This window comes from Rhodococcus sp. PD04 (assembly GCF_035918275.1).
Taxonomy (GTDB): Bacteria; Actinomycetota; Actinomycetes; order Mycobacteriales; family Mycobacteriaceae; genus Rhodococcus; species Rhodococcus rhodochrous.
The window spans coordinates 303365-316056 of the sequence record NZ_CP142143.1 but is presented as its reverse complement, the minus strand read 5'-3'; the positions used below and the strand labels follow the sequence as shown (position 1 = coordinate 316056).

The following is a 12692-nucleotide window of genomic DNA, read 5'->3' as shown; positions in this document are numbered from 1 at the left end:
AACGATGTCGGATTCTGAGTGGGGTGCTACGTCACGTCGCGCGGGCGCTGCGTGAACCACGCGATTCGGGCGCAGCGTGCACCACGCGATTCCGGCGCAGCGTGCACCACGCGATTCCGGCGGAGGTGATCATGAGTGCCACGCCGATCCCGGACGTGATGGTGACACCGCTGTCGAACGCCGATCCCGCTGCGGCCAGCAACGCGTCGGCCCGGTCGGCGGGCAGGGTCCCGGCCACGGCGTGGGCGCCGCCGAGCGTCTCGCGGGCCGCCTGCGCCTGCTCCGGATTCAACCCGGCAGGGAGCAGGAGGTGCGCGCTGTAGGACGCGGACAGCACCGACCCGAGGATCGCCGTACCGAGCACGGCACCCATCTCGTAGGCCGTTTCCGACACCGCCGACGCGGCACCGGCCTTCGTCGGCGGGACGCTCGAGACGATGAGGTCGTTCGACAACGTCTCCGCCGCACCGATACCCGCACCGAGAACCGCGAACGCCACGATGATCGGTGCGAGCGCCGACGGTGAGGCCAGCAGGAACACCAGCGCGTAGCCGGTCGCCGAGAGCAGGAGCGCGCAGACGATGATCGACGACGGCTGCACCCACCGCACGAGCGCGACCACCGACATCCCGGCCACGACCATCACCGCCAGCCCCGGGACCAGGCTCAGACCGGCCTCCATCGGGCTCTGCCCGATCACCAGTTGCAGATGCTGGGACACGAAGAACAGGAAGCCCACGAGGGAGACGACGGACAGCAGGTTCACCGCGACGGCACCGGAGAAGGTGGGCACGCGGAACAGGCGGACGTCGAGCATCGGATTCGGGCGACGCAACTGCCGGCGCACGAAGGCGACGAGCGCGACCACCCCGACGACGGCCGGGACGATGACGACGGCGCCGAGGCCGCTGTCGGCAATCTTCTTGATCGCGAAGACGATCGGGGCCAGAGCCAGCATCGACAGCGCGATGCTCATGACGTCGATGCGGCCCGGATTCGGGTCCTTCGACTCGGGGACGAAGATCGGCGCGAGCACGAGCAGCGGGATCAGTACCGGCACCGCCAGCAGGAAGACCGAACCCCACCAGGCATGTTCGAGGAGGAACCCGCCCACGATGGGCCCCAGGGCGGCGCCTGCCGCGAAGCACGAGGCCCAGATCGCGATGGCGAGGCGACGTTGGGCGGCGTCGAGGAAGATGTTGCACAGCAACGACAGTGTCGACGGCATGAGCATGGCCCCGAAGAAGCCGAGCACGCCGCGTGCCGTCACGAGCAGTTCCGCGGAGGGTGCATAAGCGGCGGCCACCGAGACGGCGGCGAACCCGGTCGCGCCGACGAGCAGCAGCCGGCGTCGTCCGATGCGGTCGCCGAGGCTGCCCATCGCCACCAGCAGGCCCGCGAGCACCAGTGGATAGATGTCGATGATCCACAACTGTTGCGCAGCGGTGGGCTGCAGCGCGGACGAGATCCCGGGCAGCGCGAAGGCCAGGACGGTGTTGTCCACCGACACGAGCAGCACGGGCAGCATGAGCACCGCGAGGGCGACCCAGTCCCGAGGAGCCGCCTTCGTCACGGTGGGTTCCGAAACAGGCACATATGTCGCCACGGATATCGAACTTTCGCGAGAGAGGAATCGGACCCCCGTTACTGTACCAGCTGGACGGTACAGTAACGACGTCGTACGATCGGGCCGTGCCACCTGCCCCTGCCGCCCGCGCCAAACTTCTCGACGCCTTCGTGACGATCCTGCTCGAGCAGGGCGAGCGCGCCGCGACCCTCGAGGCCGTCGCCGCGACCGCCGGCGTCTCGAAGGGTGGCCTGCTCTATCACTTCCCGTCGAAGGATGCTCTGGTCGAGGGCCTCGCCGAGCACGTCGAAGCGCTCGGGGCCGAGGACGTCGAACGCATGCGGGCGGCTCCCGAGGGACCGGCGGCATGTCGGTCACATCGACCGGGCCATCGTCGCCCTCACCCGCTGAGCCAGGCGACCGCGGCTGCAGCCCTCGGATCGGCGACGGGCTCTCATACGGTCCGGCGCCGCCATGTCGGGCGAGACGAGCACGACGCCCCCCGAGGACGTCGACGAACTCTTGAAGGTCGTACGGAAACTGATCGGCCCGAACGACTGAGTTCGGGGAGGTTGTGTGCGTCCGTTCGCGAAAAAGCGAACACAACCTCCCTCGAATCGCCTACCTTGTGGCCATGACCGGGTCCGCCCTGGCGATGGCCCACGACGAGCGCGCCGACCTCGCCGATCTCCTGGAGACACTGTCGCCGGAACAGTGGGAGCACCCGAGCCTCTGCGAGGGGTGGACGGTGCGGGACGTCGTCGCCCACATGATCAGCTACGAGGAGCACGGACCTCGCGACCTGGTGCGACGACTGGCAGCCACCCGGTTCCGCCCGTGGAAACTCAACGAGGCCGCACTCGCCGACTACGCGGACCTCGGGCCCGACGAACTCGTCCGGTTCCTGCGGAACCACCTCGATCCGCAGGGCTCCACCGCAGCGTTCGGTGGTCGCGTCGGTCTCGTCGACGCCCTCATCCACCACCAGGACATCCGACGACCGCTCGGCCTCGCCCGCACGGTGCCTGCCGAGCGTCTGCGTGTCGCGTTGCCGTTCGCCGTCACCGCGGTGCCTCTGCGTGGATTCTGGAAGGCCCGCGGCGTTCGGCTCGTCGCGACCGACGTCGGCTGGTCACGTGGACGGGGTCCCGAGGCCGCAGGTCCGGGAGAAGCTGTGCTCATGACCATGGCGGGGCGACGCGGGATCGCGCGCGAGCTGTCGGGCCCGGGTGCCACGATCCTCACCGACCGGCTGGGCTGAGCGGCTCGGCGTCATGCCTTCTTCGGAAGCCGATGCAGTTCGACGTCGCGGAGCGTGCCGTCGACGATGCTCGCGGTCATGTAGGTGCAGTACGGCTGCCGACGCCGATCGGTGGGTGAACCCGGGTTGAGCAGGCGCAGTCCGCTCGGCGCGGTCGTGTCCCAGGGGATGTGCGAGTGGCCGAAGACGAGGACGTCGGTATCGGGATAGGCCGCGGCCATCCGCTTGTCGCGCCCGGTCGACGCGCCTGTCTCGTGCACCACCGCGATGCGCACACCGTCGAGGGCCACCCGCGCGACCTCCGGCAACCGTTCCCGCAGGATCGGACCGTCGTTGTTGCCCCAGCACGCGACCAGCTGCCGCGACCGTTCCTCCAGCACGTCGAGCAGTGCCACGTCCATCCAGTCGCCGGCGTGGATCACCACGTCCACGCGGTCCACCTCGTCCCACACCTGCGACGGCAGGTCGCGGGCGCGCGTCGGTACGTGGGTGTCGGCGAGCAGCAACAGACGCATGGCCCCCAGTCTGCCGTGGGTTCACAGTGTGCCGCGGGCACTCACGGGTAACCACGACCCATGACCACTCCAGCTCACGACAGACTCGCCATCGTCACCGGCGCCGACTCGGGGATGGGCAAGGCGACCGCCGAACTGCTCGCCGCCGAGGGGTTCGACGTCGGTATCACCTTCCACACCGACGAGGCAGGGGCCGAGGACACCCGCGCCGCGGTCGAACAGCGCGGGCAGCGGTGCTTCGTGGCCCGGCAGGACCTGACCAGCCCGGACACCGCCGACGTGATCGACGAGCTCGCCGAGAAACTCGGCGGCCTCGGGGTGCTGGTCAACAACGCCGGCACCGGTCACCGCGACGAGGTGCTCGACCTGTCCTTCGAACGGTGGCGGGAGATGCTCTCCACCGACCTCGACGGCCCGTTCCTGTGCTCCCAGCGCGCCGCGCGACACATGATCGACTCCGGGCGCGGCGGCCGCATCGTCAACATCACGAGCGTCCACGAGCACGTTCCCCGTTACGGGGCCTCCGCGTACTGCACGGCGAAGGCCGGTCTCGGCATGCTCACCCAGTGTCTCGCCCTCGAATGGGCCCGGTACGGCATCACGGTCAACTCTGTGGCTCCCGGTGAGATCTCCACGCCGATGACCGGCATGGACGAATCCGAGGCCTTCCACGAGGAGCGGCCGGGCAACCCCACCGGGCGCCCCGGGCACGTCAACGAGGTCGCCTCCGTCGTCGCCTTCCTCGCGTCCCCACGCTCGTCGTATCTGACGGGCCGCTCGATCCCTGTCGACGGTGGTCTCATGTTGATGGCCGCGCACGGACACGACATGAACGACGGGAGTTGGCGCGAACTCTGACGACGACCGACCACCCATCCGCTAGCGTCCACAGGACCGGTGGTCGACTCGGAGTTGGGGGAACTGGATGCGCACGACACCGCCTGCGGAGCGATTCGGAGCGGGAACGGCAAGAGGTTACCGAGCGACCCATCGTCCCGAGGTGTGGGGAGCGCTGATCGGCGCGGGCGGCGCGTCGGCCTTCATGCTCGTGAACGGCGCCGCTCTGGGATCGCCGTGGACCGGGATCGTCGTTGCCGGGTGGGTCTGCGCCATCGTTGTTTTCGTCTGGACCGTGCTGGTTCGGCCGCGGAGATTCGAGCAGTTGGAGCCGCCCTCGAAGCAGGCGTCGACGATCTACCTCGTGTCGGTCGCGGCCATGGTCGTGCTGATCGTCGGTGGCGCAAGGCTTCTCGCGTCGTTCGATCGTTCGGAACTGACGGTCGCGTGGGTGGTCTGCGTCGTCGGTGCGCACTTCGTTCCGTTCGCACGTGCCTTCGACCGCGCGTTGTTCCGGGTCATGGGCTGGGGAATGCTGCTGGTCGGAATCGCCGGTCTGGCAGGTGGTCTCGCATCATCCGCCGTTGCCGCTGCGGCAGGCGTCGCGGCGGGATTGTGGATGTTCGCCGTGATGGTCGCCGACGCCGTCGGCCGGCCTCTCGTCAACGGGCGTCGGCCCTACTCCACAGCCCCTCGAGCGCCTCGTTGACAGTTTCCGGCTGCTGGACGTGCGGGTAGAAACCGGGAACCTCGAGCAGCTCTCCCCCGATTCGGTCGGCGACGACCCGCGCCGTGATCGTCAGCGGTTCTCCTGCCAGTCGCTTGTATTCGTCGGGCGCGCCCGCCCAGTCGCCGACGACGACGAGCTTCGGCCACGGCGCTGCGGCGATCGGTTCGAGGGGGACGTCGGCATCCCAGCACGGCCTCTCCCGCATCGACGTCGACGCTGCGCGTAGCCGCTTCGGGGTGGCCTCCGCCGGCGGCATGCCGACGCTCTCCGTGGTGAGACGCAGATAGTCCTCCGCAGTGAGCTCGGGCGGGAGCGCTGCCTGTGCCCCGCGAGCACGGGCGAGGTTCTCGGCGACCATCGGTTCACTCTCCGCAACCTTCAGGCACCCTGGCTGGATCAGGCACAGCGAACGCACCAGGTCCGGCCGTTCCGCCGCCGCGAGCATCGCTGCGACCGCACCGTACGAATGCCCGGCGAGGTGGGCGCCGTCGCCGAGCAGTTCGACGATGTCGGCGGCGTCCACCTCGTAGTCGGTGCGATAGGCCCCGTCGAGATCCGGCGAGTCGCCGTGCCCGCGCCGGTCCATCAGGATCAGCCGACGTGACGCACCCAAGGGGCGCTGCCGACCGAAACCGTAGGTCTCGTCGTCTCCCCAGGCCAGCACCCCGTGCACGAGAACGGCCGGTGGGACGTCGGATTCGGCGGGTCCGACGATCGTCGAGCTGACGCGATCCACTGTTCTCCCTCCCGATGGCGAGCGTGCAGGCGCGAACCTATCGGAAGACCTGTGCGCGTGCAGCCGTCCCGATCTACATTCCCTCAGGCGCACCTCGTCGCCTCTCCCAGTCATTCGCTACAGCTTTCGCTATCCGCTACCGCAATTGCCGCAGCGGATGGCAAAAGCTGTAGCGGATGTTTCCGGCCCCGGCCCTTGGCGACCTCCAGAGGTGAGAAAAGCCCCTCACCTGCTTGAACAGGTGAGGGGCTTCTGGCGGTGGCGGTGGGATTTGAACCCACGGACGGGGGTTACCCGTCACGCGCTTTCGAGGCGCGCTCCTTCGGCCGCTCGGTCACGCCACCGCTGACGACTCTAGCGGATTGCATGCCTCATCCCGAAATCGCCTGGTCACAGCTCCGAGGCCGGACCTCGGTGTTCCCGGAAGAACGCTTCGAGCACGGCCGCGCACTCGGCTTCGAGCACACCGCCGCGCACTTCCGGACGGTGTGTGAGGCGCCGATCGCGCACCACGTCCCACAGCGACCCGACGGCGCCCGTCTTCGGTTCCCACGCCCCGAAGACCACCCGCGACACCCTGGAGAGCACCAACGCGCCCGCGCACATCGTGCAGGGCTCGAGGGTCACCGCGAGGGTTGCGCCCTCGAGACGCCATCCGTCGCCGTAGACCTGCGCTGCCGCGCGCAGAGCGAGCACCTCGGCGTGCGCTGTGGGGTCCCCGGTGGCCTCGCGGGAGTTCGCCGCCCGCGCGATCTCGGTGCCGTCCGGTCCGAACACCACCGCGCCCACCGGTACGTCACCGGCGGGCGCGGCAGCGGCGGCCTCCAGCGCGACCCGGATCAATGCCTCGTCGTCGCGCAGCCCCATCTAACGGAGCTTGTCCAGGGTGTTACCCAGGACGTCGTCGAACCCGAGTCGCTGCGCGATCTCGTCGAGCTGCTCGTCGGGATACAGGTCGGTCTCGGACAGGATCACCGAGAGCACCGGCTCGGGCAGACCCATGTCGGCCAGGATGCCGAGGTCGCCCTCCTCCCACGGCTCGATGTCGTCGAGCTCATCGGGATCGATGTCGGGGATCTCGACATTCAGCGCATCGAGGACGTCGGCGGCGATGTCGTAGTCGACGGCCATCGTCGCGTCGGACAGCAGCAACCTCGTTCCCGCAGGTGCGGGACGCACGATGATGAAGAATTCGTCGTCCACGTTCAGCAGACCGAACACTGCGCCGGAGCTTCTCAGCTCCCGCAACTCGGTCACTGCGGTATCGAGACTCGTCAGTGCGGCACCGGACAACGCCCGGCACTTCCAACGACCTTCCTCCCGCGTCACGGCGACGGCGAAGCCGTCGAGGTCGTCGCTCGAACTCCCGGCGGGGTTCCCGCCCTGGGTCACGGAAGGGCTCTTGTTCCCTACACGCTGTGCAGCCATGGGCGCAACGGTAGTCGGCCACGTCCGGTGAATGAAGCCCAGCGCGGGATATGCCAACCTGATGAGGTGTCCTCAGCCGTCTCTTCCCCGCCCGTCTGTGTCCTCGGCCTCGGCCTGATCGGTGGTTCGCTGCTGCGCGCCGCCGCGGCGACCGGAAGGCAGGCGTGGGGTTACAACAGGTCGTCGCAGGCCGTGGAGGCCGCCGTCGCCGACGGCTTCGACGCGTCCACCGACCTCACGGCCACGCTGCGTCGCGCAGCCGACACCGACGCCCTTGTGGTGATCGCGGTACCGATGCCGGCAGTGGGCAGCATCCTCGAGGCGATGGCCGAGCACGCCCCCGACGTCGCGCTCACCGACGTGGTGAGCATCAAGGCGGAAGTGGCCGCTGCCGTCGCCGCTCACGGCCTGTCGCGGCGTTTCGTGGGTGGACACCCCATGGCGGGTACGGCGGAGTCCGGCTGGACCGCTGGGACCGCCGACCTGTTCCGCGACGCGGTGTGGGTGGTGACCGTCGACGACGGCACCGATCCCGAGGTGTGGCGGCAGGTCGCCGACCTCGCGCTCGACTGCGGCTCCGTCGTCGTGCCCGCCGAATCCCGGGAGCACGACGCGGCGGTCGCGCGGGTCTCCCACCTCCCCCATCTCCTCGCCGAAGCGCTGGCCCTCTCGGGCGCCGGAGGCGGCGATCTCGCACTCGGTCTCGCCGCCGGCTCCTTCCGGGACGGCACGCGGGTCGCCGCGACGGCCCCGGCCCTGGTCGACGCGATGTGCGAAGGCAACGCCGAGGCCCTGCTGGTCGCGCTGGACGAGACACTCGAGGTGCTGAGGACGGCCCGGGAGCAACTGGCCGACCGCAGCACCTCCGAACTCACCCGCGCCGGTCACACGGCTCGGACCCGCTACGAACAACGTCGTCGCGACCCCATCGTCGGCACGCAGCCCGGCGACGAGGGCTGGATCGCAGCGTTCCGCGAGGCCGGACGACGCGGTGGAGTGTGGACACGATGAACCTCCGCGACATCGCCTCGGCGCTGACCACCGGCAAGACGACCCCTACCGAACACGTCCGCTCGGTTCTCGCCGAACTCGACGCCCTCGTCGGGACCCCCTGGGAGAACACCGTCGCCGCCCGCAACGACGAGGCAGCACTCGAGGCCGCAGCCCTCGCCGACGAGCAGATCGCCGCCGGGAACTGGATCGGTCCCCTGCACGGTGTCGCGGTCGCGGTGAAGGACAACATCGACGTCGCCGGGTTTCCCACTCGCTGCGGCAGCGCGGTCCTCGCCGATGCACCTCCCGCGCGGCGCGACGCTCGCGTCATCGAGAAACTCCGCGAAGCCGGAGCCGTCGTGGTGGCGAAGACCCACCTCCACGAGTTCGCCTACGGGCCCACCGGGTTGATCAATGCGTCCGGCGCGGCCTCCCACCCCCACAATCCGGACCTGATCAGCGGTGGTTCCTCGTCCGGCTCCGCAGTGCTGGTCGCGAGGAGCGTCGTGCCCGTCGCGCTGGGAACCGACACCGGTTGCAGTGTCCGCACCCCGGCGGCGTTGTGCGGGATCGTCGGATTCAAGCCCGGCTTCGGCGCTCTTCCCGAGCAGGGCGTGTTCCCGCTGTCGACGACCTTCGATCACGTCGGTCTGCTCGCCGCCGACGCTCTGGACGCCTCACTCGCATGGGGCGCCCTTCCGGGCATCGCGCACCTGCGTACCCCGGTTTCCGAACTGCGCATCGGACGCCTGCGGGGCGGCATCTGGGATCTGTCACCCGAGTTCGACGAGGCCGTCGAGACGGCGTGCCGCACCCTCGCAGACCTGGGCGCCCGCGTCGTGGACGTGGAACTGCCCGAGACCGACGAGATGCTCGCGCTGTATCCCGTGGTCACCGGCTCGGAAGCGTACGAGACGCATCGCGCCTGGTTCGAAGCCGATCCCGACCGCTACCAATCCCCGACGGCCGCTCTGCTCGCCGCGCAACGCGACCGGCCGGCCTACGAATACATCCACGCGGCCCGGGCGGTGGCGCGACTACGGCACGACGTCGTGCACCGCCTCCGCACCGTGGACAAGCTCGACGCGCTGATCACCGTCACCACCGGCGTGCGTTCGGCGCCGCTGACGAGCGATCCCGTCGAGCTGCGCGCACCGCTGCTGCAGATGTGTATCCCGTTCAGCGTCCTCGGTGTCCCGGCCGTGTCGGTGCCGGCTCCTGACGGCGGGTCGTCACCGGTCGGACTCCAGATCGTCGGCCTCACCGGCGGCACGCACGGGCACGGCAGCCACCCCGCCGAATCGGCCGCGTTCGCCGTGGCGATGGCGGTGGAGGCGTCGGGACAACCCTAGATGCGGGAGGCGAGTCCTCGGTACTCGAGGACGAAGCCGTCCTCGTCGACGGTCACCGACGACGACGAGCGCGGTGACAGCACGTGGATGCCGTCGGACGCACTGCTGTAGACGACCGTGGCCTCCTCGATGCTGAGATCGATGAGATTGACGTAGACGACGGGCACCTCCACGTCGTCGGCTCCGGCCTGCAGGTCGTGCCGACGGATGGGCAGGGCGTTGAAGAACGGGCTGAACACCACGTCCACGTCCAGCGCCCCGCCGAAGGTGGACCGATGATGGTCGATGCCGTTGTCGGACATCCAGATGCCCTCTTCGGACCGGGTGAGGGACATGTGCCGCTCACCCGAAGCGCGGGTGGTGCGCACCGACAATCGGCGGGTGACACCGTTCTCGTCCGTCACCAGGTCGTACGAGGCGCTGAAGGCCGGATGGTCGGTGCACTCCGCAGCCACGATGCGACCGGATGCCTTGATGCGGCGGCCGGAGAGCTGTACTCGTACCGACTCCATCCGAGACAGATCGACCGCACGCCACGTGAGTAGCGCGGGCCAGGTCGACGCGGAACCGGTGGCGTCAGGGGCTGGGGTGCTCACGGTCTATACGGTATGCGACGAAGCGCACACGGTGGGCAGCGGTGCCGTGATTCGTCCGCCACTGTCTCCACACAGAGCCCACCTGCTCACGCGGTGTCGGGCAGCGCCTCGTGCCGGGACATCTGACGAAGGTGGTGTGAGAACACCGACAGAGCAGCGGCACCCACGGCGACGTTGAGCAACGCCCCGAACTCCTGCACGGCGAACTCCAGCACGTCGACGAAGAAGACGGTGATCAACGCAGCCGTCCGCAGAGCACGCACCGCCCACCTCTGCCGACGCCACAGGCCCACCGATCCCACCACGCACAACAGGACGGTGACACCGGAACCGATGAGCTGGATCATGGTCAACACGTTGCTCGTCCGCGCGGCGAGATCCTCCTCCAGCGTGGCGGCTGCATTGATAAGGATGCCGATGGAGAAGACGGTGAGCAGGGCTGCCGCGACGCGGACGCTGCGCTCACCCCGCAGTCGCTCCGGCAACCGGAGCGACACCCACGAGAAGCGCGACGGCACCTCCCGGCACCGGGCGAGCAAAAGATCGATCTGTTCGACGACCTCTGGGTCGACTCCACCCTCCCGCGCGCGTTCGAGCTGCACGCGCGCCTGGTCGCGATCGGTCGGGGTCAGGCCGTGGGTGAGCCCGTCCGTCGCCGTGAGCGCAGCGTTGGCGAGATACTCGTCGGGCGAGGGCCCACGGCGGAGGTGCACCGCTCGATTGACGACGAGCAGCAACACGACCACCACGTACATGATCGCCACCGAGGGTCGGTAGAAGTAATCGTTGGTCTTCGTGACGAACTTGCCGACCTCGTCGAGGAACAGGCCGAAACCGATACCGCCGAGCACCACTGCGATGCGGTCGGGCGCCCGGCCGATGAAGGTCATCGAGATCATCAATGCGGCGACCATGAGCAGACCGCCCCACAGCACGTGAGCGATGTGCAGGACCGATCCGCCGACCTGCGGATAACCCGTCAGGTGCAGGTACAGACGCGTGACGAGGATGGTCGCGATCGCAATGATCAGAAGTGCTTCGACCTGCGCGGACGACGCGGTGTCCCGCAACAACCGAGAACGGGAACGGGTCCGCACCGCTGTCATGGCACGCGAGCTTATCCCGCCCGGGTTCTCCTCGGGTTCTTCCTCCGGATTCGGCGGCGCGGCGCCTGCGCGGAGCGGCTCCCCAATCTTGTGTGTGGCCTAGAGTCGCTCTATGCGCACAGTGTGGACAGTTCCTCCGAACATTGCCCAAACTCTGCTGGAATCTCCCGAGATCCAGATGTTCCTGACCAGCAACGAGTTGCCGGATACAGCGGACGATCCACGCCAGAGACTTGCGGAGTTCACCCACGCGCTCGGCGCACTCAGCCGTCACATCGGACGCACCTTCGGTTCCGTGGATGCAGCCAACCGCGAACTGTTCGGCGGGTCCGCCGGCAAGGTCCCCGTGGCGCTGCGCCTGACCGTTCTGCGGGCTCTCGTGAACCAGGTCGAAGACCGCGCACCCAGCCCGAGACTGCTTCCGAAGAACATCTGCGACCAGCTCGGCGCCTACGTCTACGCCCTGCTCGACCCTCGTGACCGCAGCATCTTCTACGTCGGCTCGGGACGCGGAAACCGCATCTTCACGCTCGTCTGGACGGCTCTCGGGGAGAACTCGAAGCTCACCGAGGCCGGCGAGAAGGCGCCGATGTCCACACCGGAGACCGAGGCGGCTCTGCGGCGCATCCGAACCGTCTACGAGTCCGGCTACGCGGTGGAGCACTACATCGTCGCCGACGCGTTGAACCCGAAGTCCGACGGTGACCACACCGCCGCAGTGACGGCCGAAGCGGTCATCGCGGCACTGGGACTGACCGAGCCGCATCGTGGCGAGTGGGTCCTCACCAACCTGGCGGGGTCCACCGAGGAGTCCGAAGCCGATCGCACGGCGATCCCGATCGCGGAGCTCGTCCGTCAGTACTCGGCCTCGCCTGCTCCCGAGCTGCCGACGCCGTGCGTGGTGCTGCGGGTCAACGAAGCGAAGAAGGCGTCGCCGGCTGCGGTGCGCGAACTCGCGTCCAAGCCGTGGCCGGCAGGATCGGCAGCGCGCGGAATCGACGGCCTGCCCATCATCGTCGTCGCCGACAACATCGTCCGCGCGGTCTATCGCGCCACCGGGTGGGAGGCGGCCGCTCGCACGGAGGAGAACGGCGGCACGATTCTCTACCGGTTCGTCGGGGAGGCCGACGAAGAGCTCGAGGGCAAGTTCGTCAACACTCGCGTCACGCCGGACCGGCTGGGTCTCAAGCGTTGGCCGTCGCACGGTTGGGCTCCGCGTCTGACGCGTGCACTGCCGCGGCCGGTCGCGCGTCCGAAGGCACCGCGCCCCTGATTCTTCGACTGCTTCCCGGTTCGCCTGCGGGCCGGGAAGCAGCTCGGGTCGGTCCTCGAAAACCGTTGGGCCGGCATATTTTCTGCATACAGAAACACGAAAGGGGACCCACAATGTGGGTCCCCTTTCGGAACGGGTGTTCGGCGGTGTCCTACTCTCCCACACCCTGTCGAGTGCAGTACCATCGGCGCAGACAGGCTTAGCTTCCGGGTTCGGAATGGGACCGGGCGTTTCCCTGTCGCTATGGCCGCCGTAACTCTATGAAACAGTAACCACGCAGACCTCTCGATAGCGTTCC

Annotated in this window: 14 protein-coding genes, 1 tRNA gene and 1 rRNA gene; 7 read left to right on the top strand and 9 right to left on the bottom strand. The window is 68.6% G+C overall.

What is annotated here, in order from left to right:
- Positions 1–31: 31 nt before the first annotated feature.
- Positions 32–1573, bottom strand: coding sequence for an MFS transporter (locus U9J23_RS01440; RefSeq protein ID WP_442802262.1), 1542 nt, complete (start codon positions 1571–1573; stop codon positions 32–34).
- 119 nt (positions 1574–1692) lie between these two features.
- Here U9J23_RS01440 and U9J23_RS01435 point away from each other — a divergent pair, with 119 nt between their 5' ends.
- Together U9J23_RS01435 and U9J23_RS01430 are read left to right on the top strand one after the other, a co-directional pair.
- Positions 1693–2205 (top strand): TetR/AcrR family transcriptional regulator, encoded by a 513-nt coding sequence (locus U9J23_RS01435; protein ID WP_326601007.1) that lies wholly within the window; start codon positions 1693–1695, stop codon positions 2203–2205.
- The gene (locus U9J23_RS01430; protein ID WP_106200758.1) at positions 2202–2828 is read left to right on the top strand and encodes a maleylpyruvate isomerase family mycothiol-dependent enzyme; all 627 of its coding nucleotides are present in this window, start codon (positions 2202–2204) and stop codon (positions 2826–2828) included. The genes U9J23_RS01435 and U9J23_RS01430 overlap by 4 nt, the downstream gene beginning before the upstream one ends.
- Before the next feature lie 11 nt (positions 2829–2839).
- Here U9J23_RS01430 and U9J23_RS01425 read toward each other — a convergent pair whose 3' ends face one another.
- Positions 2840–3343, bottom strand: coding sequence for a metallophosphoesterase family protein (locus tag U9J23_RS01425; RefSeq protein WP_059383241.1), 504 nt, complete (start codon positions 3341–3343; stop codon positions 2840–2842).
- Between the two features lie 60 nt (positions 3344–3403).
- On the opposite strand from U9J23_RS01425, the gene U9J23_RS01420 reads away from it, so the two are divergent.
- Positions 3404–4201, top strand: coding sequence for an SDR family oxidoreductase (locus U9J23_RS01420; protein ID WP_059383242.1), 798 nt, complete (start codon positions 3404–3406; stop codon positions 4199–4201).
- Positions 4202–4343: 142 nt separating this feature from the next.
- The gene (locus U9J23_RS01415) at positions 4344–4889 is read left to right on the top strand and encodes a hypothetical protein (RefSeq protein ID WP_230825535.1); all 546 of its coding nucleotides are present in this window, start codon (positions 4344–4346) and stop codon (positions 4887–4889) included.
- Here the strand turns inward: U9J23_RS01415 and U9J23_RS01410 are convergent.
- The 4 genes from U9J23_RS01410 to U9J23_RS01395 all read right to left on the bottom strand — a co-directional run bounded on the left by U9J23_RS01410 (position 4843) and on the right by U9J23_RS01395 (position 7074).
- A complete protein-coding gene (locus tag U9J23_RS01410) occupies positions 4843–5646 on the bottom strand; it encodes an alpha/beta fold hydrolase (RefSeq protein WP_272268941.1) in 804 nt (267 codons plus the stop codon). The two genes, U9J23_RS01415 and U9J23_RS01410, sit on opposite strands and share 47 nt — an antisense overlap.
- Positions 5647–5899: 253 nt before the next feature.
- A tRNA-Ser gene (locus tag U9J23_RS01405) sits at positions 5900–5990 on the bottom strand.
- Positions 5991–6036: 46 nt separating this feature from the next.
- Positions 6037–6513 (bottom strand): nucleoside deaminase, encoded by a 477-nt coding sequence (locus U9J23_RS01400; RefSeq protein ID WP_006552538.1) that lies wholly within the window; start codon positions 6511–6513, stop codon positions 6037–6039.
- Positions 6514–7074 (bottom strand): tRNA adenosine deaminase-associated protein, encoded by a 561-nt coding sequence (locus tag U9J23_RS01395; protein ID WP_059383245.1) that lies wholly within the window; start codon positions 7072–7074, stop codon positions 6514–6516.
- A gap of 48 nt (positions 7075–7122) precedes the next feature.
- On the opposite strand from U9J23_RS01395, the gene U9J23_RS01390 reads away from it, so the two are divergent.
- Together U9J23_RS01390 and U9J23_RS01385 are read left to right on the top strand one after the other, a co-directional pair.
- A complete protein-coding gene (locus tag U9J23_RS01390) occupies positions 7123–8085 on the top strand; it encodes a prephenate dehydrogenase (RefSeq protein ID WP_420892934.1) in 963 nt (320 codons plus the stop codon).
- A complete protein-coding gene (locus tag U9J23_RS01385; RefSeq protein ID WP_059383246.1) occupies positions 8073–9419 on the top strand; it encodes an amidase in 1347 nt (448 codons plus the stop codon). The genes U9J23_RS01390 and U9J23_RS01385 overlap by 13 nt, the downstream gene beginning before the upstream one ends.
- Here U9J23_RS01385 and U9J23_RS01380 read toward each other — a convergent pair.
- Together U9J23_RS01380 and U9J23_RS01375 are read right to left on the bottom strand one after the other, a co-directional pair.
- A complete protein-coding gene (locus U9J23_RS01380) occupies positions 9416–10015 on the bottom strand; it encodes a putative glycolipid-binding domain-containing protein (RefSeq protein ID WP_080968320.1) in 600 nt (199 codons plus the stop codon). The genes U9J23_RS01385 and U9J23_RS01380 overlap by 4 nt on opposite strands.
- A gap of 86 nt (positions 10016–10101) precedes the next feature.
- A complete protein-coding gene (locus U9J23_RS01375) occupies positions 10102–11121 on the bottom strand; it encodes a hypothetical protein (RefSeq protein ID WP_085469885.1) in 1020 nt (339 codons plus the stop codon).
- 112 nt (positions 11122–11233) lie between these two features.
- Here U9J23_RS01375 and U9J23_RS01370 point away from each other — a divergent pair, with 112 nt between their 5' ends.
- Positions 11234–12394, top strand: coding sequence for a GIY-YIG nuclease family protein (locus U9J23_RS01370; protein ID WP_106200764.1), 1161 nt, complete (start codon positions 11234–11236; stop codon positions 12392–12394).
- Positions 12395–12532: 138 nt separating this feature from the next.
- On the opposite strand, the gene rrf is transcribed toward U9J23_RS01370, so the two are convergent.
- Positions 12533–12649 (bottom strand): 5S ribosomal RNA (gene rrf, locus U9J23_RS01365).
- Between the last annotated feature and the right edge of the window lie 43 nt (positions 12650–12692).

What these genes read in the sequence shown, in the direction of transcription:
- U9J23_RS01430 (WP_106200758.1), top strand. Translation starts at nt 2,202, where the DNA reads ATGACCGGGTCCGCCCTGGCGATGGCCCACGACGAGCGCGCCGACCTC.
- U9J23_RS01425 (WP_059383241.1), bottom strand. Translation starts at nt 3,343, where the DNA reads ATGCGTCTGTTGCTGCTCGCCGACACCCACGTACCGACGCGCGCCCGC.
- U9J23_RS01420 (WP_059383242.1), top strand. Translation starts at nt 3,404, where the DNA reads ATGACCACTCCAGCTCACGACAGACTCGCCATCGTCACCGGCGCCGAC.
- U9J23_RS01400 (WP_006552538.1), bottom strand. Translation starts at nt 6,513, where the DNA reads ATGGGGCTGCGCGACGACGAGGCATTGATCCGGGTCGCGCTGGAGGCC.
- U9J23_RS01395 (WP_059383245.1), bottom strand. Translation starts at nt 7,074, where the DNA reads ATGGCTGCACAGCGTGTAGGGAACAAGAGCCCTTCCGTGACCCAGGGC.
- U9J23_RS01375 (WP_085469885.1), bottom strand. Translation starts at nt 11,121, where the DNA reads ATGACAGCGGTGCGGACCCGTTCCCGTTCTCGGTTGTTGCGGGACACC.
- U9J23_RS01370 (WP_106200764.1), top strand. Translation starts at nt 11,234, where the DNA reads ATGCGCACAGTGTGGACAGTTCCTCCGAACATTGCCCAAACTCTGCTG.